Origin of the sequence: Achromobacter xylosoxidans, assembly GCF_002192695.1 — a bacterium.
In the GTDB taxonomy this organism is placed as follows: Bacteria; Pseudomonadota; Gammaproteobacteria; order Burkholderiales; family Burkholderiaceae_B; genus Achromobacter; species Achromobacter xylosoxidans_C.
In genome coordinates, this window is the sequence record NZ_MTLG01000008.1 from 142,837 (window position 1) to 163,566 (window position 20,730).

Below are 20,730 nucleotides of genomic sequence, written 5' to 3' on the forward strand. Positions count from 1 at the left end.
AGATACGTATAATCGACCGTAATTGTATTGAATTCGGTGGGGGTGGCCCATGCTTGACCGCGAAGGCTACCGCCCCAATGTCGGCATCATTCTCGTCAACGGTAGAAACGAGGTCTTTTGGGGCAAGCGTATCAGGGAACATGCCTGGCAGTTCCCGCAGGGTGGCATCAAGTACGGCGAAAGCCCGGTGCAGGCCATGTATCGCGAACTCCATGAAGAGGTGGGCTTGAAGCCCGAGCATGTCCGTATTTTGGGGCGTACACGCGATTGGTTACGTTATAACGTGCCCGATCACTTCGTCCGGCGTGAGTGGCGCGGCCACTATAAAGGACAAAAACAGATTTGGTTCTTGTTGCGCCTGGTAGGACGTGACAGTGATGTGTGCTTGCGCGCGACGCAGCATCCGGAATTCGATGCCTGGCGCTGGAGCCAGTATTGGGTGCCCCTGGACGCCGTGATCGAGTTCAAGCGCGATGTCTACACCCAGGCGCTGAACGAGTTGTCGGCTATCCTCTTCCGGCGCCATCACGAAACCCGCTACCTGCGCCAACGGGTGCACGGGCAACGGGCGGCAGACAATCTGCCCGAAGGAACGGACGGTCATGCGCATATTGTTGGTTGAAGACGAACGGGACATGGCGTCCTGGTTGATGCGCGCGCTCGCCCAGAGCGGGTTCGTGCCGGACCACGCGGCCGATGCCCGTACCGCCGAAGCCTTCATGGCGGGCACGGAGTACGACGCCATCGTCATGGACCTGCGCCTGCCCGACAAGCATGGCTTGGTGGTGCTGCGCGAAATGCGCAACCGCGACGATCGCACCCCCGTGCTGCTGCTGACCGCCCAGGGCGCCCTGCAGGACCGCGTGCGCGGCCTGAACCTGGGCGCCGACGATTTCCTCACCAAGCCTTTCGCGCTCGAGGAACTCGAAGCGCGCCTGACGGCGCTGGTGCGCCGCAGCCGCGGCCGCCAGCATCCGCGCCTGCAATGCGGTTCACTGTCCTACGACAGCGAAAGCCGCGCCTTCACCCTGGACGGCTCGCTGCTGTTCCTGACCCCGCGCGAACATGCCGCCCTGGCCGCCTTGCTGACCCGCAGCGGCTATCCGGTGGACAAGTCCCAGCTGTTCGGCAAGGTTTTCACTCATGACAGCGAAGCCAATCCGGATGCCATCGAGGTCGTGTTGCACCGGCTGCGCAAGAAGCTGGCCGGCAGCGACGTGCGCATCGTCACCGTGCGCGGGCTGGGCTACATGCTGGAAAGCGTCGCCAGCGAGTCTGCGGAATCCTGAGTGAGGCTGCGGCTATCCGAACTGCCGCGCGTGGGTATCCGCGCGCTGCTGATCATTCTGTTGCTGCCGGGCGTGATCATGCTGCTGGTCGTGGACAGCGTGAACGACTACCGCACGCTGGCCGAGATCACCAACGAGGCCTACGACAGCGCCCTGGTGGAGCCGGCCCGGGTGCTGGAAAGCAGCCTGGAGTTCACCCCTGACGGCAACCTGCAGGTCGCCACGCCCCTGTACGCGCAGGTGATGCTCGAATCCCGCGCGGGTCTGCGCAAGTATTTCCGCATCGAGGAGATCGACCCGCCCCTGCCGGACGGCGCGGCCGTGCCTACCGAGCCGGGCAAGACCCTGCTGGGCATGCCGGAAATGCCGCGTCCGCCCACCTGGCCGCGTTCCAACAGCCAGCCGATTTTCTACGACAGCGTCTATCGCAACGATCCCGTGCGGGTCGTCGCCGTCGTGCGGGATCTGTACTACCAAGGACAGCATCGCCAGGTGCTGGTGGTCGTGGCGGAAAGCACGGGCAAGCGCATCGAGGCCGAGAACAACGCGCGGCGCCAGGAAATCCTGCGCGACACGCGCATGCTGGCGCTGGTCGCGCTGCTGGTCTGGTGGGGCGTGTCGTGGGCGCTGAAGCCGCTGCGCCGCCTGCGCAACGATATCCGCGCGCGCCGCCCCGATGATTTGACGCCGCTGGACGCCTCGCGCGTGCCCAGCGAAGTGGCGCCGCTGGTCGACGCGGTCAATCACCATATCGCCCGCTACCGCCGCGTCCTGGATGAGCAGTCGCAGTTCCTGGCCGATGCCTCTCATCAGCTGCGCACGCCGCTGGCCATCATGCTGACGCAGGCGCAATACGCCTTGCGCGAACGTGATCCAGCCCGCGCGCAGGAGGGTCTGCGCGGCATCGTCGACCAGTTGGGCCGCACGCGCCGCCTGACCGAGCAGCTGCTGGCATTGGCGCACGCCAACCAGGCCGATCAGCAGCCGCGGCAGCTGCTGGACATGAACAGCGTATCGCGCGAGGTGGTGCTGCAATACCTGCCGTTGGCGCATGAAAAGCAGCAGGACCTGGGCTGGGTGCAGGCGGGCTCCGAAGAGGGCCTGGAGATTCCGGCGCCGGTGTCGGGCAATGAGGCCGAACTGCACGAGGCGCTGTCGAACCTGGTGCACAACGCCATCCATTACGCGCCTGCGGGCGCACGCATCACCGTGTCGGTCTGCTGCCACGACAACCGCGCCGAGGTGGCCGTTTCCGACAACGGACCAGGGCTGGATCCGATACTGCGCCAGCGCGCCTTCGCGCGTTTCGAGCGGGTCGGCACGGACAAGCCGGTCGCCTCGTCCGGCTCGGGCCTGGGCCTGGCGATCGCGCGCGCCTACGCGCGACGCAATGACGGCGATATCGAACTGCGCGACGGCGAGCCGAATGCGCAAGGCGGCGTCGGCCTGGCTTCCGTGCTGTGGTTGCCGCTCGCCTCGACTGTCTCGCAGTATCCGCGCCCGCTCGATGTCGAGCTCAAGGGCGATCAGTAACTTCTCTGCATTTTCGCTTTCATCCGCGGCTTCCGTTCAGGGATAACCCCCGAATTCAGGAATGCGACAGCGCACAGAAAGCGGATTAGCAGCTTCCTTCCGTAATCTGCGTCCGGGCCTGTCGCTAGGCACCGGGTGGCGCGCGTTTCGAGCGTGCGTTCCTGCCAGGCGCGCGGCCGCACCACGAAGGAGGATGAAGTGCAAAAGACAATCAATAGAAAGGACTATTACGGCGGAGCGCTGATGGTCCTCATCGGGCTGGGGGCGATCTACGGCGGAACCGACTATCACATCGGCACCCTGAGCCATATGGGTCCCGGCTTTTTCCCCGCGGCGCTTGGCGGCCTGCTGGCGCTGACCGGCGTGCTGATCGCCATCTCGGCGCGTTCGGGCGAATCGTCCGGGCCCGCTCCCGGCGACGGCCATGCCCACGGCCTGCCCGATTTCCGCGGCGGCGCCTGCATCCTGCTGGGCATCCTGGCTTTCCTGCTGCTGGGCCATTACGGCGGCTTGCTGCCCGCCACGTTCGCCATCGTTTTCATTTCGGCGCTGGGCGACCGCAACAACACGATCAAGCAGGCCCTGCTGCTGTCGATCGCCATGACCGTCATCGCGGTCGTCGTTTTCTGGTGGGCGCTGCAGTTGCAGCTTCCGCTGTTTCGCTGGGGTTGATGCGCCATGATTTCCCAATCCTTGATGGACCTCTGGTACGGTTTCGGCGTCGCCTTCCAGTGGCATAACCTGATGTGGTCGTTCTTCGGCGTGCTGGTGGGCAACCTGATCGGCGTGCTGCCCGGCATGGGCGCGCTGTCGGCCATTTCCATTCTGCTGCCGCTCACCTATGTGATGCATCCGGTGCCCGCCATCCTGATGCTGGCCGGCATCTTCTACGGTTCGCAGTACGGCGGCGCCATCGGCGCGATCCTGCTGAATCTGCCTTCGCACCCGCCGCACGCGGTCACCTGCCTGGACGGCTATCCGCTGACCAAACAAGGCAAGGGCGGCACGGCGCTGGGCATCACGATGATCTGTTCGTTCTTCGCCGCGTCGGTGGGGATCATCGTCATGATCTTCGCGTCGCCGCTGCTGGTCGAAGTCGCGTTCAAGTTCGGGCCCACCGAAATCTTTTCGATCATGCTGCTGGGCCTCTTGGCCGGCGCCACGATGTCGCGCGGCTCGCCGCTCAAGGGCGTGGCGATGACCTTGTTCGGCCTGATGTGCGGCGTGGTGGGCACGGACGTGAACACCGGCACCATCCGCTTCTCGTTCGGCTTGCTCGACCTGTCCGATGGCCTGGAGCTGGTGGCGATTTCCATGGGCCTGTTCGGCGTGGCCGACTTCCTCATGAGCGTCAACCGCATGACCATCATCGGCAGCGGCGCCAAGCTGCGCCTGCGCGACATGCGGCCCAGCAAGCAGGAACTCAAGACCGCCTTCTGGCCCATGGTGCGCGGCACGGCGGTCGGCACGCTGTTCGGCGCCATGCCCGGCACCGGCCCCACCATCACCACCTTCGTGGCCTATGCGCTGGAGCGCAAGATCTCCAAGACGCCCGAGAAATTCGGCACTGGCATGATCGCTGGCGTGGCGTCGCCGGAAGCGTCCTCGCACTCCAAGACGCAGGTCGACTTCATCCCCACCATGAGCCTGGGCATCCCCGGCGACGCGGTGATGGCGCTGATCCTGGGCGCGTTGTTGATCCAGGGCATCCAGCCCGGCCCGCAGCTGATCACCGAGCATCCGGACATCTTCTGGGGTCTGATCGCCAGCTTCTGGGTGGGCAACGTGCTGCTCATGGTGCTGAACGTGCCGCTGATCGGCGTGTGGGTGAAACTGCTGCAGGTGCCGTACCGCTACCTGTTCCCGTCGGCGCTGTTTTTCATCGCGGTGGGGGTGTTCAGCACGCAGAACAGTCTCTTCCAGATCTGGGAAGTGCTGGCGTTCGGCGTGATCGGCGCGATCCTGATGACGCTGGAGTTTTCCGTTGCGCCCATCCTGCTTGGCTTCGTGCTGGGGCCGATGGTCGAAGAGAACTTCCGCCGCGCGCTGCTGCTGTCGCGCGGCGACCTGGCAGTGTTCGTGGAGCGGCCGATCAGCGCCTGGTTCATCGGCGCAAGCGCGTTGCTGATCTTCCTGCAGGTGTGGACGTTCCTGCGCCGCAACAAGAACAAGGGCAAGGGCAAGCCCGAAGTGCCGCAGGCGGCCTGAGCGCTGTTCCGTTTGTCCGCACGCGGCCCGGCTACCTGCCGGGCCGTTTGATTTGTGCGGCGGCATCCCTCATGCTTGAGGCTTCCCGAGCCCTGCACACCTAGCCATCATGCACATACTCTTTGCCTGTCCCCACCATGATCCCGCCGCCTGGGTTCCGCTGCTGGAAGCCGCCATGCCCGGATGCCGCATTTCGGTGTGGAACCCGGATGGCCCGCCTTCCGGCGCCCAGGCGGCTCTGGTCTGGCGTCCGCCGGCCGAACTCTTCAAGCACGAGACCGGCCTGACCACGCTGTTCAATCTGGGCGCCGGCGTCGACGCCTTGCTGAAGATGCCCGAGATCCCGCCGCAGGTGCGCATCGTCCGCCTGGAAGACGCGGGCATGTCGGTGCAGATGGCCGAGTACGCGCTGTATGCGCTGCTGCGCGTCTCGCGCGATTTCGAGGCCTTCGACCATGCGCAGGCGCGGCAGCACTGGGACACCCGCGAAGGCTCGCGGCAGGCGGACTGGCCGGTGGGCGTGCTGGGCCTGGGGCAGGTGGGCGCGCGCGTGGCGCAGACCCTGGCCGAATTCGGCTATCCGGTGGCGGGCTGGTCGCGCACGCCGCGCGAGATTCCCGGCGTCGAAACCTTTGCGGGCGCGGCCGCCTTGCCGGCGTTCCTGGCCCGCACGCGCTTCCTGGTGAACGTGCTGCCGCTCACGCCGGACACGGTCGGCATCCTCAATCGCGAAACGCTGTCGCAGTTGCTGCCGCATGCGCATCTGGTCAACGTGGGCCGCGGTGAACACCTGGTCGAGGACGACCTGGTGCAGATGCTCGAAGAAGGCGAGATCGACGGCGCCACGCTGGACGTCTTCCACACCGAGCCCTTGCCCAAGGACCACGCGTTCTGGCGCGACGCGCGCGTGCATGTCACGCCGCACATCGCGGCGCGCACCTTGCGCGACGAAAGCATCCGCCAGATCGCGGGCAAGGTCGCGCAGTTGCAGCGCGGCGAAGCCATCACCGGCGTGGTGGACCGCTCGCGCGGCTACTGAGCCGGCGGCAGCGGGGCTTTTTCCAGCCGCTGGTACATCGCGGGCAGGCGCTCCGACAGGAAGTCGAGCAGGGCGCGCACGGCGGGCATCATGCCCCGCCGCGACGGATAGATGCAGTGCACGATGCCCTCGGGCGACTGCCATTGCGGCAGAACCTGCACCAGCTGGCCGCGCCGCAGCTGTTCATGCGTGGCGATCGAAGGCAGCAGGGCGATGCCGCGGCCCCGCACCGCGGCCTCGGTCAGCACGATGAAATCGTTGCATGACAGCTGCGGCTTCAATTCCACGTGCACCTCTTCGCCCTTGTCGTTGCGCAACGGCCAGCGCACTTCGTTTTGCGGATCGCTGAAGCTCAGCGTGGTGTGCGTGGCAAGATCTTGTGGGGTGTCGGGTGTGCCATGCCGTTGCAGGTAGCTGGGGCTGGCGACCAGCGTGCCGCGCGCCGTGCCGAAGTGGCGCACGACCAGTTCGGCGTCGGTATCCAGCTTGGTGCGCACCCGCAACGCCAGATCCACCCCCTCGCGGATCAGGTCCACGCGGCGGTTGGTCACCAGCAACTGCACCGACACGGCGGGCCAGGCGTCCAGGAACTCCGGCAGCAGCGGCGACAGCACGTCCTGCGCGATGGACACGGGGCAGCTCACGATCACGGGGCCGGTGGGCTCGGCCTGCAACTGCCGCATGGCGTCGTCCGCGGCGCGCGCCGAAGCGGCCATTTCGCGGCAATAGTGCAGATAGCGCTCGCCAGCCGAGGTCAGGCGCAGGCGGCGCGTCGTGCGTTGCAGCAGGCGCACACCCAGGCTTTCCTCCAGATGCGAGATCCGGCGCGACAGGCGGGATTTCGGGATGTCCAGCGCGCGGGCCGCAGCGCTGAAGCCTCCCTGCTCGACCACCTGGGAGAAGTAATAGAGGTCGTTGAGATCTTGCATTATTGTTCTATTCCTGGAACGTATAGTTCATCATAACCGTATTTATGTGAACAATTAACCGGTCTACAGTGACGCCATGCACTCGGGATCTGATCAAAGCCTACGGATCCTGACCGCCCGCAGCGAGCGGGCCCTCACTGGAGAAATTTGCAATGAAGACCCTGGTTATCCTTTCCTCTATTCTCGGCGATCGTTCCAACAGCAAGCAATTGGCCGATCACCTGATCAACCGCGTCAAGGCGTCCAATCCGGCCGCGGCCATCAAGGTCCGCGACATCGGCGCCCAGCCCATCCCTTACTTCGACGGCAACACCGCCGGCGCCCTGTTCACTCCGGCGGATGCCCGCAGCGTGGACCAGCAACGCCTGGTTGAGATGAGCGACGCGCTGGTCGCCGAATTGATGGAGGCCGATCGCATCGTCTTCGCCGTTCCGGTCTACAACTTCAACATGCCCGCGCAGTTCAAGAGCTACCTCGACCATCTCGCCCGCGCCGGCGTCACCTTCCGCTACACCGCCGAAGGCGTGCCGGAAGGCCTGGTCAAGGGCAAGCAGGTATTTGTGCTGACCGCCCGCGGCGGCAAGGCCGAAGGCACGCCCTCGGACACGCTGACGCCTTACCTGCGCCAGATGCTCGCCTTCCTGGGCATGAACGACGTCACCTTCATCGCCGCCGAAGGCATGGCCATGGGCGAAGTGGCCGCGCTCGAAGGCATGGCGCAGGCCAAGCAGCGCATCGACGCCTTGCTGCCCGCCGCGCGGCAGGACAGCCTGGCCGCGTAAGCGCAGGCGCCCAAAGCAAAAGGCGAGCCTTGCGGCTCGCCTTTTTTCTTGCCGAGAGAGCAGGGCTCAGTCGCGCAGGCGCTTGATCAGGCTGGAGGTATCCCAGCGGTTGCCGCCCATTTTCTGGACGTCGCCATAGAACTGGTCCACCAGCGCCGTCAGCGGCAGGCGCGCGCCATTGTGGCGGGCCTCGGCCAGCACCAGGCCCAGATCCTTGCGCATCCAGTCCACCGCGAAGCCGAAGTCGAACTTGTCGTCGACCATGGTGCCGCCGCGGTTCTCCATCTGCCAGCTTTGCGCCGCGCCCTTGCTGATCACGTCCAGCACCAGCTTCATGTCCAGGTCGGCCGCCTGGCCGAAAGCGATGGCTTCGGACAGGCCCTGCACCACGCCGGCGATGCAGATCTGGTTGACCATCTTGGCCAGCTGGCCCGCTCCGGGCGGCCCCACCAGCGTGACGGCGCGGCCGAAGCACTGCGCCACGGGCTTGATCGCATCGAACACGGCCTGTTCGCCGCCGCACATGATGGTCAGCGCGCCGTTTACCGCGCCCGCCTGCCCGCCCGACACCGGGGCGTCGACGAAATTCAGGCCCAGGTCCTTGGCCTGCGCATAGAGTTCGCGCGCCACGTCGGCGGACGCGGTGGTGTGGTCGACGAAGACCGCGCCCGGCGTCATGCCGGCGAAAGCGCCGTCCGGTCCCAGCACCACGCTGCGCAGGTCATCATCGTTGCCGACGCAGGCGAACACGATCTGCGCGCCGGCCACGGCTTCGCGCGGCGTGGCCGCGCTCTTGCCGCCGAACTCGGCGACCCAGGCCTGGGCCTTGGCGGGTGATCGGTTGTAGACCGTGACGTCGTGTCCCGCGCGCGCCAGGTGGCCGGCCATGGGCAGGCCCATCACGCCCAAACCGAGGAAAGTGACTTTCTGGGGTACGACAGCGTCGTAGCTCTTGGTACCGATCGTTGCCATGCAGGGAACTCCGCTTTATGTGATTAGGGTCATCAGGGGCGCTGGCGCCTGTAAACAGGCCCTAACCTTAACGCAATCAAAAGCCCGCGGCGAGTCCATCGCGCCGGCTGTCGCTGGCGCTGACATAGCCGTCCACGGCCGGGTCGCCCAGGCGCCAGATGAATTGGCCCGATCCGAAGTCCATATAGGGATCCGCCATGCTTTCGAGCACATGACCGCGCGCGCGCAGCCCCTCGGCCACGGCCGGGGCCAGCCCGCTCTCCGTGTCCAGCGAGAGCCCATGGTTCCATTTCCAGCGAGGCGCGTCGCAGGCAGCCTGCGGTTGCTGGCCGTAGTCCAGCATCCGCACCAGCGTCTGCAATTGCCCCTGGGGCTGCATATTGCCTCCCATGACCCCGAAACTCATGACGGGAGCGCCGTTGCGCATCAGGAAGCCGGGGATGATGGTGTGAAAGGGGCGCTTGCCGCCCGCCACCGCATTCGGGTGGCCGGGATCGGTGCTGAAGCAATGGCCGCGGTTCTGCAGGCTGACGCCGGTGCCCGGCACCACCACCCCGGAGCCGAAGCCCATGTAGTTCGACTGGATGAAGCTGACCATCATGCCGCACTTGTCCGCGGCCGTCAGATAGACGGTGCCGCCGCGCGGCGCATGGCCGCTGGCATGCGCCTGAGCCGCATTGCGGTCGATCAGGCGCGCGCGCTGCGCCAGATAGTCCGGGGCCAGCATCTGCTCGGGCGTGACCCGCATGTGCTGCGCGTCGGCCACGTGCGCGTAGACATCGGCGAAGGCCAGCTTCATCGTCTCGATCAGCAGGTGCTGCGTTTCGGGGTGGTCCACGGGCCGCGCCGCCACGTCGAAGTTCTGCAGAATGCCCAGGGCGATCAGGGCGGCGATGCCCTGGCCGTTGGGCGGAATCTGATGCAGGGTATGGCCGCGGTACGTCTGGCTGATCGGCGTGACCCACTGCGGCGCGTAATCGCGCAGATCCGCCAGCGTCAGCGCGGCGTCGTGGGCCTGGGCATGGGCCACCAGCTTGTGGGCGGTTTCGCCTTCGTAGAAGTCCCTGCCGCCGCTGGCGGCGATGCGTTTGAGCGTGGCGGCCGCGCCTTGCAGCACGAAGTGCTCGCCGACCTGCGGGGCGCGGCCGCGCGGCAGGAAGTGTTCGGCAAAGCCTGGCTGCGGCTGCAGGACGTCGGCCTGCGCCGCCCACTTTTCCTGCACGACGGGCGACACGGCAAAACCGCGCTCGGCGTATTCGATGGCGGGCGCCAGCACGTCGGCGTAGGCCAGGCGGCCCAGCTTTTCATGCAGCGCGGCCCAGCCGGCCACGCAACCCGGCACCGTCACGCTGTCCCAGCCGCGGGTCGGGATGGCGCCCTGATGCTTGCGCCGGAAGTAATCCATGTTCCAGGCTGCCGGCGCCGTGCCCGATGCATTCAGGCCATGCAGCTTGGAGCCGTCCCAGACGATGGCGAAACAATCCGATCCCAGCCCGTTGCTGACGGGCTCCGTCAGGGCCAGCGTGGCGGCCGCGGCGATCGCCGCGTCGACGGCGTTGCCGCCTTGCGCCAGGATCCGCAAGCCTGCCTGCGCGGCCAATGGTTGCGAGGTGGCGACCACGTTGCGTGCGAACACCGGGCGCCGGGTGCTGGGATAGGGGTTGTTCCAGTTGAAATTCATCTCGAATCATCGCGTGGGGTAAACCCCTAGCTTAACGTACCGGAACGACGTTTGAACATAATCCGTATTGGGTTGTAGTCGTTGGTAGCGTTTATCGGACGGGATTCCGGACGCGCAAAGAAAAACCCCCGGGGTGGAACCCGGGGGTTTTCAGAGCGGGACTGCCGCGGTGGGCGGCAGACCGCGCTTTACTCTTCTTCGACGAAGGTCTCTTCGCGCTTCTTGCGGATCGCGGGCAGAGCCACCAGGATCACCAGGAACACGGCGATGGCCAGCAGCGAGGCCGACAGCGGACGCGTCACGAAGGTCGTGAAGTCGCCGCGCGACAGCAGCAGGGCGCGACGGAAGTTCTCTTCCATCATGGGGCCCAGCACCAGGCCCAGCAGCAGCGGGGCGCCTTCGCACTTCAGCTTGGACCACACGTAGCCGATGATGCCGAAGATGGCGGTGGTGAAGATGTCGAACGTGTTGTAGTTCAACGAGTACACACCGATGGTGCAGAACACCAGAATCGCCGGGAACAGGATGCGGTAAGGCACCTTCAGCAGCTTGACCCACAGGCCGATCAGCGGCAGGTTCAGCACCACCAGCATCAGGTTGCCGATCCACATCGAGGCGATCAGGCCCCAGAACAGCTCCGGGTGGCTCGTCATGACTTGCGGGCCGGGCTGGATGTTGTGGATGGTCATCGCGCCGACCATCAGCGCCATCACGGCGTTGCCCGGGATACCCAGGGTCAGCAGCGGGATGAACGAAGTCTGGGCAGCGGCGTTGTTCGCCGATTCCGGGCCAGCCAGGCCGGCCGGGTGGCCCTTGCCGAAGCGTTCCGGATTCTTCGAGATCTTCTTTTCCAGCGTGTAGGACGCGAACGACGACAGCACCGCGCCACCGCCCGGCAGGATGCCCAGGGCCGAACCCAGGGCCGTGCCGCGCAGCACGGCGGGAGCGGCTTCCTTGAATTCCTGCTTGTTGGGGTACAGCGTGCCGATCTTGTCGGTGATGTCGACGCGGTTTTCCTTCTGCTCGAGGTTGGTCATGATTTCGGCGAAGCCGAACACGCCCATGGCCACGATGGCGAAGTCGATGCCGTCCTGCAGTTCGGGGATGCCGAAGTCGAAGCGGGCAACGCCCGAGTTCACGTCGGTGCCCACCATGCCCAGCAGCAGGCCCAGCAGGATCATCGCGATGGCCTTGGGCAGCGAACCCGAAGCCAGCACCACGGCGCCGACCAGGCCCAGGCACATCAGCGAGAAGTATTCGGCAGGACCGAACTTGAACGCGACTTCAGCCAGCGGGGGCGCGAAGGCGGCCAGCAGCAGCGTGGCCACGCAGCCCGCGAAGAACGAACCCAGCGCGGCGATTGCCAGCGCGGCGCCAGCACGGCCGTTGCGGGCCATCTGGTGGCCGTCCAGCACGGTCACCACCGCGGACGTTTCCCCTGGCAAGGCCACAAGAATTGCCGTCGTGGAGCCGCCGTATTGGGCGCCGTAATAGATGCCTGCCAACATGATCAGGCCGGCCACCGGGGGCAGCACGTACGTGATCGGCAGCAGCATCGCGATGGTCGGGACCGGGCCGATGCCCGGCAGCACGCCGATCAGCGTGCCCAGGATGCAGCCCAGCAATGCGTAAAGCAGGTTCTCGGGCGTGAACGCCACCGAGAAGCCCAACATGAGGTTGTCAAACAGTTCCATGACCGGAGGCTCCTTAGTTCATGCCCAGAAACGACGGCCACAGCGGGAAAATCAGCCCCAGCCCCTTGACGAATGCCAGATACGAGAACAGCACCAGGAAGATGCCGTTGGCGACGGCGACCTTCAGGCTGAACTCATGGCTGGCCAGGCTGCTGACCACAACCAGGACGAACACCGAGATGTAGATGCCCAGCAGTTTGAGGATGAAGCCGTAGAGCACGACCGATCCGACCACCAGGAACACGATGCGCCAGTCGAACTTGTCGACGTGGGTGTCGTGCGCCTTCTTCGACATCGAGCCAAGCAGCACGATGGCGCCCAGCAATGCCAGAACAATGCCTAGCCAGAAAGGAAAATACCCTGGGCCCATTCGGGCGGCAGTACCCATTTGGTAGCTGCTGGCCTGCCAGGCGAATCCCAGTCCAAGGGCGATGAACATCACCCCCGACCAGAAGTCCTGTCGATTGCGTAGCTGCATGATTGGTTGGCTCCTGTTTACAGCATGTAGATAAAAAGGTCTGTGGCCAATCCCGCCGACAGGCGAGTGACAGGCACAAAAAAGGCACTTCGGGGTGCCATTTGTTCTTATGAAAGGTAAGGCTGGGATTCTTGAAAGGGCGAATGGTAATGGACGCCCGCCACGCTGCAAACCCTGTAAGGTCGGTGAAAGGCTGGGGTTTTCCCTAGAATTCGGGAACTCCCGACCCCGAGTTGTAACGGGCCAGGAAGTTTGAGGGCTTTTTGAAAGCTAAGTGAAAGTTTATAGAAAGAAAGACGAAAGCAGGATCGGCCGGATGCGTGGCTTTCGAACGAGGCAGGCCTAAATCCTACTGAATATTGCCGGGTTTCTCACCTTGCGTGAAGAGACCCCGTTCAACTCAGGATGGTTTACGATAGCGCCCATGCTGCAAGATCTAGACCAACTCGCCGCCCGCATAGGGCAACTGGTGCAACGCACCCGCCAACTCCACGCAGAGCGTGACGCGTTGCGCAACCGCCTGAACGAAACCGAAGCTGAGCAGCGCGTGCTCAAGCAGCGCGCCGCCGAGCGCGAGGCCGAGATCGTCACGCTGCAGAGCAAGCTTCAGGACAACGACGGCGCGGTCACCGCCATGCTCGAGCAAGCCCAGCAGGCTGAAGCCTCGCTGCGCGAGCAGCTGGCTCGCGAAACCTCCGAGCGCCAATCGCTCGAATCGCGTTTCTCCGCCAGGGAAACCGAACTGCAGGGCAATCTGCAGACCCGCGACACCGAATTACAGCGCTTGCGCGTGGCCGCCGCATCGGCCCGCGAGCGCATTGACGCCGTGCTGGCCCGCCTGCCGGGCGCACCGTCTGGAGAGCAACACTGATGGAACGCGTAGATGTCACCATACTGGGGCGCGACTATTCCCTGGCGTGTTCCGCCGAAGAGAAACCGACGCTGTTGGCCGCCGTGCGCCATGTTGATCAGCTGATGCTGCGCATCCAGGGCACCGGCAAGGTCTCCAGCAATGAACGCATCGCCGTGATGGCAGCGCTGCAAGTCGCGGGCGAACTGCTCGCCATGAAAGCGCCCGATGGTCCGCTGGGCGGTTTGGCGGTCGGCGACTTCAAGCGTAGAATCGAGGATATGAACGCAGTACTCGATGACGCCTTGTCGGGTCAGGAAAAGCTGCTCTGACAGTTCATAAAGCAGTATTCAAGTATTTTCAGTTTGTCCCTGCCGTGTTCGTGACTAGGCCATACATTCTCTGAACCTATGTCTTTTGGCATATTGGTTGCGGGAGTGCAGAGCTGGAGTGATCGTCTCCTGTAGACGAACCCGACGCTCTTCGGAACGCGACCACCTTGAACCTCAGGGTTCGAGATGCCGGCCTTGACGGCACAGGCGGGGCATCTATCCCAGCGGGCCTGCCATAAGAGCAGGTCCGCCCCGGGCGCCTCACCACTCCCCTTCGTCCTCCCTCCTAGGACCAGTCCATGTTCAAACACCCTGTTTTCTCGCTGACCAAACTCGGCGCGGCGTGCGCAACCGTGGCCGCTCTGAGCGCCGCGCCGCTTGCCCATGCGCAGACCCAGGCGCCCGCCGCCGCGACGGAAGCCGCGGCCAGTCGCGCGCCGGAACTGACGCTGCAGGCCAATGCGTCTTCCGAGGTCAAGCAGGACACGGTTCGCATTTCCCTGTCCGCCGAAGTCGAGGCGCCCGACCAGCCCGCCGCAGGCAAGAAGCTGAGCGCGGCCTTGGACGACGTGGTCAAGCGCGCGCGCGACGTCAAGGGCGTGGAAGTACGCACGGGCGGCTACAACGTCTGGCCGAACACGTCCAGCAAGGGCAAGATCGGTTCCTGGCGCGGCCAGGGCGAAGTGATCCTGGAATCCAAGGACTTCGAAGCCGCGGCCGCACTGGCGTCCAAGCTGTCCGACAAGACCGCCATCTCCAACATCAGCTTCCTGCTGTCGCGCGAAGTGCGCGAGGCCGAGGAACGCAAGCTGCTCAAGGAAGCCGCGCAAGCCTTCAAGGACCGCGCGCTGGCCGCAGCCAACGCCTTCGGTTTCTCGGGCTATCGCCTGTCCAAGCTGGAGCTGGGCGGCTCGGGCGGCCCGGTGCCGATGCCGCGCATGATGGGCGCCGCGGCCATGGCCAAGGACGCCTCGGGTGGCTACAGTCCGGACGTGCCGCTGGAAGCGGGCAACGTCACGGTCAGCATCGCGGTCAACGGGACGATCGTTTTGCAGTAAGGCTGAACATGATGGCGCCCAGGGCGACCATCGGCACGGACAGCCACTGTCCCATGCTCAAACCGCCCGCGAGCAGGCCCAGGAAGTTGTCCGGCTCGCGGGTAAATTCCACCAGGAAGCGGAACGTTCCGTAACCCATCAGGAAGAGCCCGCTCACCTGCCCCAGCGGGCGTGGCTTGCTCGAAAACCACCACAGCAGCGCAAACAGCACGATGCCTTCCAGGCCCAGCTCATAAAGCTGCGACGGGTGGCGCGCCAGGCCGTCGCCGCTGCTCGGAAACACCATGGCCCACGGCACATCGGTGGGCCGGCCCCAGAGTTCGCCGTTGATGAAATTGCCCAGGCGGCCGAAGCCCAGGCCCAGCGGAATCAGCGGCGCGATGAAATCGCTGACCGCGAAGAACGGCAGCTTCTTCTTGCGCGCGAACAGCAGCATCACCACGATCACGCCGATCAGGCCGCCATGGAACGACATGCCGCCCTGCCATAGGTACAGCACTTCCAGCGGATGGGACAGGTAATAAGAAGGCTTGTAGAACAGCACGTAGCCCAGCCGCCCGCCCAGCACCACGCCCAGCACGCTATAGAAGATCAGGTCTTCCAGGTCCTTCACGTTCAGCGAGGTGGTGTGGCCGCTGGTGATGCGCCGGCGTCCCAGCAGGTACACCAGGGCAAAGCCCACCAGGTACATCAGTCCGTACCAGTGGATGGCTAGCGGCCCGATCTGCAGGGCGACGGGGTCAAATTGGGGATATTGCAGCATGTTCTGCCCGACACAATAAAGTTGAATGATAATAACCGGCGAACATTGAAGATTCGCGCGCAAGCGAGCCAGTTCCCCGGGGCGGTCGCCATGTCCGAGCCCCGGCGGCCGACAGGAGACAGACCATGCCGCATAACGATCGTTCCCGCCATATCACGCACGGTGTCGCGCGCGCGCCCAACCGTGCCATGTACTACGCGCTGGGCTACCAGGAAACCGACTTCGAGAATCCCATGATCGGCGTGGCCAACGGCCATTCGACGATCACGCCGTGCAATAGCGGCCTGCAGCGCCTGGCCGATGCCGCCATCGACGCCATCAGCGCATCGCGCGCCAACCCCCAGGTGTTCGGCACGCCCACCATCTCCGATGGCATGTCCATGGGCACCGAGGGCATGAAGTATTCCCTGGTCTCCCGCGAAGTCATCGCCGACTGTATCGAAACCGCCGCGCAAGGGCAGTGGATGGACGGCGTGGTGGTGATAGGCGGCTGCGACAAGAACATGCCCGGCGGCATGATCGCGTTGGCGCGCACCAACGTGCCCGGCATCTATGTCTATGGCGGCACCATCAAGCCCGGCCATTACAAAGGCAATGACCTCACCATCGTCTCCGTCTTCGAGGCCGTGGGCGAATACACCATGGGCCGCATGGCCGAAGAAGACTTCAAGCAGATAGAGAAATGCGCGATTCCGGGTTCGGGGTCCTGTGGCGGCATGTACACGGCCAACACCATGAGCTCCGCGTTCGAGGCCATGGGCATGAGCCTGCCGTATTCCAGCACCATGGCCAACGAGGACGAGGAAAAGGTCGTATCGGCCGCGGAATCTGCGCGCGTATTGGTCGAAGCGGTCAGGAAGGGCCTGCGCCCGCGCGACATCATCACGCGCGAGTCCATCGAAAACGCGGTGTCCGTCATCATGGCCACGGGCGGCTCCACCAATGCCGTGCTGCATTTCCTGGCAATCGCGCATGCCGCCGAAGTGCCCTGGACCATCGACGACTTCGAGCGCATCCGCAAACGCGTTCCCGTGCTGTGCGACCTGAAGCCCTCGGGCAAATACGTGGCGACGGACCTGCATCGCGCCGGCGGCATTCCGCAGGTCATGAAGCTGCTGCTCAATGCCGGCCTGTTGCACGGCGACTGCATCACCATCACCGGCAAGACCATCGCCGAGACCCTGGCCGCCGTGCCTGATGCGCCCAGGGCGGACCAGGACGTCATCATGCCGCTGGACCGGGCGCTGTATCCGCAGGGCCATCTCGCCATCCTGAAAGGCAATCTCTCGCCCGAAGGTTGCGTCGCCAAGATCACCGGCCTGAAGAATCCCGTCATCACGGGCCCGGCGCGCGTCTTCGATTCCGAGGATGACGCCATGACGGCCATCATGGCGCGCGAGATCCGCGATGGCGATGTGGTGGTCATCCGCTACGAAGGTCCGAAGGGCGGTCCCGGCATGCGCGAGATGCTCGCGCCGACCTCCGCGCTGGTCGGACAGGGACTGGGCGAAACGGTGGGTCTCATCACCGACGGCCGTTTTTCCGGCGGCACCTGGGGCATGGTCGTGGGCCATGTCGCGCCGGAGGCTTTCGTGGGCGGTCCCATCGCGCTGATCCGCGAGGGCGATTCGGTTACCATCGATGCCCACAAGCTGCTGTTGCAGCTCAATATCAGCGACGAAGAAATGGCGGCTCGTCGCCAGGCCTGGGTGCAGCCCCGGCCGCGTTATACACGCGGTGTGCTTGCCAAGTTCGGCAAGCTCGCCAGCACCGCGAGCCGTGGGGCAGTTACCGATGCATTTGAAGAGTAGTCTGTTGTTGGCCGCCGCCTGCGTCCTGGGCGTGGGGGCGGCACAAGCGCAAACCACCGGGTTGGATCTGGCCAAGAACAAGGCCTGTATGGCCTGCCACCAGGTCGAAGCCAAGCGCGTCGGCCCACCGCTCAAGAGCGTGGCCGAACGCTATGCGGGGCAGGGCGACGCCATGGTCGATTACCTGGCAGGCAAGATCCGCGGCGGCGGCCGCGGCGCCTGGGGCGCCGTGCCCATGCCCGCGCAAACCCAGGTCAGCCCGGACGACGCCCGCGCGCTCGCCGAATGGATCTTGTCGCTGGCTCCGCCCAAGCAGTAGTCTTAATCTCTCGCGCCCCGCGCATGAAAGCCGGGTCGCCTGGCCGCATTCCGCGGCCGCCTATCAGGAAGGAATCGTCATGGCAGAACAACCCTCTGCGGGCAACGAAGTCGCCGTACTCGGCGGCGGTTGCTTCTGGTGCGTCGAAGCGGTGTTCACCGAGCTGCGTGGAGTCAAAAGCGTGCTGCCCGGCTACAGCGGCGGGCATGTGGACAATCCCAGTTATGAACAGGTCTGCGGCAAGGGCACGGGGCACATCGAAGTCGCCCGCATCGAGTTCGACCCCGCCGAGCTGTCTTACAGCGATCTATTGCGCGTATTCTTCGCGACCCACGATCCCACGACGCCGGGCCGCCAGGGCAACGACGTTGGCCCGCAATACGAATCCGCCATCTTCTGGCAGAACGAAACGCAGCGCGAGCAGGCGCAATCGGTCATCGCCGAGGTCGAGGCGCAGAAAGTCTATGACGCGCCCATCGTGACGCAGGTGCTGCCACCCGCCAAGTTTTGGCAGGCCGAGGACTATCACAGCAACTACTTTGCCCTGCATCCCGAACAAGGCTATTGCCAGTTCGTGATCGCGCCCAAGGTCGCCAAGTTCCGCAAGCAGTTCCAGGACCGGCTGCAAAAGTAATGGGCAAAAAAAACCTCACCGCAAGGTGAGGTTTCAAAGCCAGCGCAGATGCCCGAGCACCGGGCGCTGGCGGGGGAAGTCTTTATTCGACGGTCTTCACCACGCCGCGGCGCATCTGGTCCAGTTCGATCGATTCGAACAGGGCCTTGAAATTCCCTTCGCCGAAGCCGTCGTTGCCCTTGCGCTGGATGATCTCGAAGAAGATCGGGCCGATCTGGTTTTCGGTGAAGATCTGCAGCAGCAGGCCGCCACCGGGGGCGCCGTCCAGCAGGATGCGGTTCTTCTGCAGGCGCGCCACGTCCTCGCCGTGGTTCGGCAAGCGGCGGTCCAGCAGTTCGTAGTAGGTTTCCGGCGTATCGAGGAACACCACGCCATTCTGGCGCAGCGCCTCGATAGTCGCGTAAATGTCTTCCGTGGCCATGGCGATGTGCTGAATGCCCTCGCCACGGTACAGGTCCAGGTATTCCTGGATCTGGCCCTTCTCTTCAGTGCCTTCCTCGTTGATCGGAATGCGGATATTGCCGCAGGGCGAGGTCATGGCCTTGGACTTCACGCCCGTCACCTTGCCCTCGATGTCGAAGTAGCGCACTTCGCGGAAGTTGAAGAGGCGTTCGTAGAACTCGGCCCACTCGGCCATGCGGCCCTTGTGCACGTTGTGCGTCAGGTGGTCCACCAGCGTGAGGCCGGCGCCGCGGTGATTCAGGTCGGCCTGGGCGTTCTGAGGATCCACCGGCACGAAGTCCACGTCGTAGATGCTGATGTCGCCGATGCCGCCGTGGCCGTCCTTGCCGCTCCAGCGATCCACCAGGTAGATCAGCGAGTCGCCGATACCCTTGATCGCGGGAATGTTCAATTCCATCGGACCGCTGTGCGAATCGAAGCCCCACGCGCCCAGCTCCAGCGCGCGCTTGTAGGCAGCATTGGCGTCCTGCACCCGAAAGCCGATCGCACAGATCGACGGGCCGTGCAGGCGCGCGAAGCGCTGGGCGAAGGAATCCGGCTCGGCGTTGATCAGGAAGTTCACGCCACCCTGGCGGTACAGGGTCACATCCTTGTGGCGGTGCTTGGCGATGGCTTTAAAGCCCAACAGTTCGAACACCTTGCGCAGCGCGGCGGGGTCCGGCGCGGCGTACTCAATGAACTCGAACCCGGCGGTGCCCATCGGGTTCTCCCAGGGTTGGAAAGCGCTGCTCATAAGTCTGCTCCCTTGCATCGTTTTTAAGGACGACTTGTTCTTCAAGTCTAGACGGAGATTGTAGGAAGGAACGACGGGCAGACAATTGCAAACATGTCGCGAAAGCCAGGAGGTTGAGCAATAATATTGCTGTACATAAAATATTCAGGGCTGAAAATGTCTGACATTGAGCTAGATAGGACAGATATACGGATTCTGGCCGAGCTGCAGCGCGATGGCCGCCTCAGCAATCAGGAACTGGCCGACCGCGTGTCGCTATCGCCCAGCCCTTGCTTGCGGCGGGTCCGGAGGCTGGAAGAGAAGGGCTTCATTAAGAAGTACGTCGCGCTGATCGACGCCAAGAAAGTCGGCCTGGGCCTGCTCGCCTACGTGAACATCCGCCTGAACAAGCACAGCGGATCCAGTCATGCCCCCATGAGCGACTTCGCCCGCGATGTGCAGCTCTGGCCGGAGGTGGTCGAGTGCTACGCCATGTCGGGAGACATGGACTACCTGTTGCGCATACAGGTTGCCGATCTGGCGCACTTCTCCCGGTTCGCCATGGACACGCTGATGCGGCACCCCGCAGTGGTGGACATGCGCTCGTTCTTCGCGCTTCAGCAAATCAAGGAGACCACGGAGCTCCGGCTCTAGCCGCTTGTCTTGTGCCCCTATATATAGGCATCGTTGTATGGATCCTGCCGGGGCAGATGCATGGAACGAGTACTGCGTCCCCAAAAATCTTCATCTTTTTGAAAAAAGGGTGTCACCTTCCAAGTCCAGGCAAAATTCCGTGCTATAGTCTCGCTCCTTCGCGATTCGGGCAGTTTTCGGAACGCGAAACCAAGCAAGCACACAGGTCAACATGGGCAACCAAGTCGACCTGCCGCCAGGCAGGCAGCGATGCCAGCTCAGCGGTTATTGCAAGGATTGCAGCAAATCAGGCAGAAGCTAGTTGCGCAATCCGCAAAAATCGTGCTATAGTCTTGGGCTTGGCTGGAGATGTTAAGCAAGGGTTTTCCCTTATATTTCCAGCCACCCGGTGGCGGTAACCGATCCCTGGATTCCAGGGCCAAGGCTGAGACGAAAGTTGGGCTGCGGGGTTGCAGGATAGGGTGCAAATTAGGCAAAAGCCGGTTGCACAATCTGCAAAAATCGTGTTATAGTCTTGGGCTTGGCAGTTG

General features: G+C 64.2%; 21 protein-coding genes and 1 other RNA gene. 15 read left to right on the top strand and 7 right to left on the bottom strand.

The annotated features are described in order from the left end of the window. Positions 1 to 49 precede the first annotated feature (49 nt). From BRO63_RS02310 to BRO63_RS02335, 6 genes are all read left to right on the top strand, one after another. Positions 50 to 622 (top strand): RNA pyrophosphohydrolase, encoded by a 573-nt coding sequence (locus tag BRO63_RS02310; protein WP_013391497.1) that lies wholly within the window; start codon positions 50 to 52, stop codon positions 620 to 622. Beyond that, entirely contained in the window at positions 603 to 1,289 is a 687-nt protein-coding gene (locus tag BRO63_RS02315) for a response regulator (RefSeq protein WP_008157866.1), read from the top strand. The genes BRO63_RS02310 and BRO63_RS02315 overlap by 20 nt, the downstream gene beginning before the upstream one ends. 30 nt (positions 1,290 to 1,319) lie before the next feature. Next, the gene (locus tag BRO63_RS02320) at positions 1,320 to 2,822 is read left to right on the top strand and encodes a sensor histidine kinase (RefSeq protein ID WP_088138377.1); all 1,503 of its coding nucleotides are present in this window, start codon (positions 1,320 to 1,322) and stop codon (positions 2,820 to 2,822) included. A 243-nt stretch (positions 2,823 to 3,065) separates the two neighbouring features. Then, positions 3,066 to 3,494 (top strand): tripartite tricarboxylate transporter TctB family protein, encoded by a 429-nt coding sequence (locus BRO63_RS02325; RefSeq protein ID WP_088138378.1) that lies wholly within the window; start codon positions 3,066 to 3,068, stop codon positions 3,492 to 3,494. 6 nt (positions 3,495 to 3,500) lie between these two features. Continuing rightward, positions 3,501 to 5,030: a tripartite tricarboxylate transporter permease gene (locus BRO63_RS02330; RefSeq protein WP_088138357.1), complete on the top strand. Its 1,530-nt coding sequence runs from the start codon at positions 3,501 to 3,503 to the stop codon at positions 5,028 to 5,030. Positions 5,031 to 5,139: 109 nt separating this feature from the next. Further along, the gene (locus tag BRO63_RS02335) at positions 5,140 to 6,069 is read left to right on the top strand and encodes a 2-hydroxyacid dehydrogenase (protein WP_059373023.1); all 930 of its coding nucleotides are present in this window, start codon (positions 5,140 to 5,142) and stop codon (positions 6,067 to 6,069) included. Here the strand turns inward: BRO63_RS02335 and BRO63_RS02340 are convergent. After that, positions 6,063 to 6,998, bottom strand: a complete 936-nt coding sequence (locus tag BRO63_RS02340; RefSeq protein ID WP_088138358.1) for a LysR family transcriptional regulator — start codon at positions 6,996 to 6,998, stop codon at positions 6,063 to 6,065. The genes BRO63_RS02335 and BRO63_RS02340 overlap by 7 nt on opposite strands. 152 nt (positions 6,999 to 7,150) lie before the next feature. Here BRO63_RS02340 and BRO63_RS02345 point away from each other — a divergent pair, with 152 nt between their 5' ends. Next, positions 7,151 to 7,780: an FMN-dependent NADH-azoreductase gene (locus BRO63_RS02345; RefSeq protein WP_088138359.1), complete on the top strand. Its 630-nt coding sequence runs from the start codon at positions 7,151 to 7,153 to the stop codon at positions 7,778 to 7,780. 66 nt (positions 7,781 to 7,846) lie between these two features. Here BRO63_RS02345 and BRO63_RS02350 read toward each other — a convergent pair whose 3' ends face one another. The 4 genes from BRO63_RS02350 to BRO63_RS02365 form a co-directional block, all read right to left on the bottom strand. Next, on the bottom strand, positions 7,847 to 8,752 hold the full coding sequence (locus tag BRO63_RS02350) for an NAD(P)-dependent oxidoreductase (RefSeq protein ID WP_088138360.1): 906 nt from the start codon (positions 8,750 to 8,752) through the stop codon (positions 7,847 to 7,849). Between the two features lie 76 nt (positions 8,753 to 8,828). Beyond that, complete coding sequence (locus BRO63_RS02355) at positions 8,829 to 10,433, bottom strand: gamma-glutamyltransferase family protein (protein WP_088138361.1); 1,605 nt, start codon at positions 10,431 to 10,433, stop codon at positions 8,829 to 8,831. 188 nt (positions 10,434 to 10,621) lie between these two features. After that, complete coding sequence (locus BRO63_RS02360; RefSeq protein ID WP_088138362.1) at positions 10,622 to 12,127, bottom strand: tripartite tricarboxylate transporter permease; 1,506 nt, start codon at positions 12,125 to 12,127, stop codon at positions 10,622 to 10,624. A gap of 13 nt (positions 12,128 to 12,140) precedes the next feature. Beyond that, positions 12,141 to 12,605, bottom strand: coding sequence for a tripartite tricarboxylate transporter TctB family protein (locus BRO63_RS02365; RefSeq protein ID WP_013391508.1), 465 nt, complete (start codon positions 12,603 to 12,605; stop codon positions 12,141 to 12,143). Positions 12,606 to 13,029: 424 nt separating this feature from the next. On the opposite strand from BRO63_RS02365, the gene BRO63_RS02370 reads away from it, so the two are divergent. The 4 genes from BRO63_RS02370 (at position 13,030) to BRO63_RS02385 (ending at position 14,845) form a co-directional block, all read left to right on the top strand. Beyond that, on the top strand, positions 13,030 to 13,476 hold the full coding sequence (locus BRO63_RS02370) for a hypothetical protein (protein ID WP_088138363.1): 447 nt from the start codon (positions 13,030 to 13,032) through the stop codon (positions 13,474 to 13,476). Next, positions 13,476 to 13,787 carry a cell division protein ZapA gene (locus BRO63_RS02375; protein ID WP_006388757.1) on the top strand — a complete coding sequence of 104 codons (312 nt, stop codon included), beginning with the start codon at positions 13,476 to 13,478 and terminating at the stop codon, positions 13,785 to 13,787. Before BRO63_RS02370 ends, BRO63_RS02375 begins: the two co-directional genes overlap by 1 nt. 33 nt (positions 13,788 to 13,820) lie before the next feature. After that, positions 13,821 to 14,005, top strand: a non-coding RNA gene (ssrS, locus tag BRO63_RS02380) — 6S RNA. A gap of 81 nt (positions 14,006 to 14,086) precedes the next feature. After that, positions 14,087 to 14,845, top strand: a complete 759-nt coding sequence (locus tag BRO63_RS02385; protein WP_088138364.1) for an SIMPL domain-containing protein — start codon at positions 14,087 to 14,089, stop codon at positions 14,843 to 14,845. Here BRO63_RS02385 and lgt read toward each other — a convergent pair. After that, complete coding sequence (gene lgt, locus BRO63_RS02390) at positions 14,820 to 15,608, bottom strand: prolipoprotein diacylglyceryl transferase (protein WP_088138365.1); 789 nt, start codon at positions 15,606 to 15,608, stop codon at positions 14,820 to 14,822. The genes BRO63_RS02385 and lgt overlap by 26 nt on opposite strands. A 125-nt stretch (positions 15,609 to 15,733) precedes the next feature. On the opposite strand from lgt, the gene ilvD reads away from it, so the two are divergent. The 3 genes from ilvD (at position 15,734) to msrA (ending at position 18,372) form a co-directional block, all read left to right on the top strand. Then, positions 15,734 to 17,419, top strand: a complete 1,686-nt coding sequence (ilvD, locus tag BRO63_RS02395; RefSeq protein ID WP_088138366.1) for a dihydroxy-acid dehydratase — start codon at positions 15,734 to 15,736, stop codon at positions 17,417 to 17,419. After that, entirely contained in the window at positions 17,403 to 17,738 is a 336-nt protein-coding gene (locus BRO63_RS02400; RefSeq protein WP_088138367.1) for a c-type cytochrome, read from the top strand. Before ilvD ends, BRO63_RS02400 begins: the two co-directional genes overlap by 17 nt. 79 nt (positions 17,739 to 17,817) lie before the next feature. Continuing rightward, positions 17,818 to 18,372 (top strand): peptide-methionine (S)-S-oxide reductase MsrA, encoded by a 555-nt coding sequence (msrA, locus tag BRO63_RS02405; RefSeq protein ID WP_088138368.1) that lies wholly within the window; start codon positions 17,818 to 17,820, stop codon positions 18,370 to 18,372. An 82-nt stretch (positions 18,373 to 18,454) separates the two neighbouring features. On the opposite strand, the gene hppD is transcribed toward msrA, so the two are convergent. Then, complete coding sequence (hppD, locus tag BRO63_RS02410; protein WP_088138369.1) at positions 18,455 to 19,567, bottom strand: 4-hydroxyphenylpyruvate dioxygenase; 1,113 nt, start codon at positions 19,565 to 19,567, stop codon at positions 18,455 to 18,457. 156 nt (positions 19,568 to 19,723) lie between these two features. Between hppD and BRO63_RS02415 the strand changes: the two genes are divergently transcribed. Next, positions 19,724 to 20,200: an Lrp/AsnC family transcriptional regulator gene (locus tag BRO63_RS02415; protein WP_054458545.1), complete on the top strand. Its 477-nt coding sequence runs from the start codon at positions 19,724 to 19,726 to the stop codon at positions 20,198 to 20,200. Positions 20,201 to 20,730 lie beyond the last annotated feature (530 nt).

Bases quoted from the DNA above. Each gene is read 5' to 3' on its own strand.
- BRO63_RS02385 (WP_088138364.1), top strand. From the start codon at position 14,087: ATGTTCAAACACCCTGTTTTCTCGCTGACCAAACTCGGCGCGGCGTGC.
- BRO63_RS02330 (WP_088138357.1), top strand. From the start codon at position 3,501: ATGATTTCCCAATCCTTGATGGACCTCTGGTACGGTTTCGGCGTCGCC.
- BRO63_RS02370 (WP_088138363.1), top strand. From the start codon at position 13,030: ATGCTGCAAGATCTAGACCAACTCGCCGCCCGCATAGGGCAACTGGTG.
- BRO63_RS02365 (WP_013391508.1), bottom strand. From the start codon at position 12,605: ATGCAGCTACGCAATCGACAGGACTTCTGGTCGGGGGTGATGTTCATC.
- BRO63_RS02315 (WP_008157866.1), top strand. From the start codon at position 603: ATGCGCATATTGTTGGTTGAAGACGAACGGGACATGGCGTCCTGGTTG.
- lgt (WP_088138365.1), bottom strand. From the start codon at position 15,608: ATGCTGCAATATCCCCAATTTGACCCCGTCGCCCTGCAGATCGGGCCG.
- BRO63_RS02310 (WP_013391497.1), top strand. From the start codon at position 50: ATGCTTGACCGCGAAGGCTACCGCCCCAATGTCGGCATCATTCTCGTC.
- BRO63_RS02335 (WP_059373023.1), top strand. From the start codon at position 5,140: ATGCACATACTCTTTGCCTGTCCCCACCATGATCCCGCCGCCTGGGTT.
- msrA (WP_088138368.1), top strand. From the start codon at position 17,818: ATGGCAGAACAACCCTCTGCGGGCAACGAAGTCGCCGTACTCGGCGGC.
- BRO63_RS02375 (WP_006388757.1), top strand. From the start codon at position 13,476: ATGGAACGCGTAGATGTCACCATACTGGGGCGCGACTATTCCCTGGCG.
- hppD (WP_088138369.1), bottom strand. From the start codon at position 19,567: ATGAGCAGCGCTTTCCAACCCTGGGAGAACCCGATGGGCACCGCCGGG.
- BRO63_RS02350 (WP_088138360.1), bottom strand. From the start codon at position 8,752: ATGGCAACGATCGGTACCAAGAGCTACGACGCTGTCGTACCCCAGAAA.
- BRO63_RS02415 (WP_054458545.1), top strand. From the start codon at position 19,724: ATGTCTGACATTGAGCTAGATAGGACAGATATACGGATTCTGGCCGAG.
- BRO63_RS02325 (WP_088138378.1), top strand. From the start codon at position 3,066: ATGGTCCTCATCGGGCTGGGGGCGATCTACGGCGGAACCGACTATCAC.
- ilvD (WP_088138366.1), top strand. From the start codon at position 15,734: ATGCCGCATAACGATCGTTCCCGCCATATCACGCACGGTGTCGCGCGC.
- BRO63_RS02400 (WP_088138367.1), top strand. From the start codon at position 17,403: ATGCATTTGAAGAGTAGTCTGTTGTTGGCCGCCGCCTGCGTCCTGGGC.
- BRO63_RS02340 (WP_088138358.1), bottom strand. From the start codon at position 6,998: ATGCAAGATCTCAACGACCTCTATTACTTCTCCCAGGTGGTCGAGCAG.
- BRO63_RS02355 (WP_088138361.1), bottom strand. From the start codon at position 10,433: ATGAATTTCAACTGGAACAACCCCTATCCCAGCACCCGGCGCCCGGTG.
- BRO63_RS02345 (WP_088138359.1), top strand. From the start codon at position 7,151: ATGAAGACCCTGGTTATCCTTTCCTCTATTCTCGGCGATCGTTCCAAC.
- BRO63_RS02360 (WP_088138362.1), bottom strand. From the start codon at position 12,127: ATGGAACTGTTTGACAACCTCATGTTGGGCTTCTCGGTGGCGTTCACG.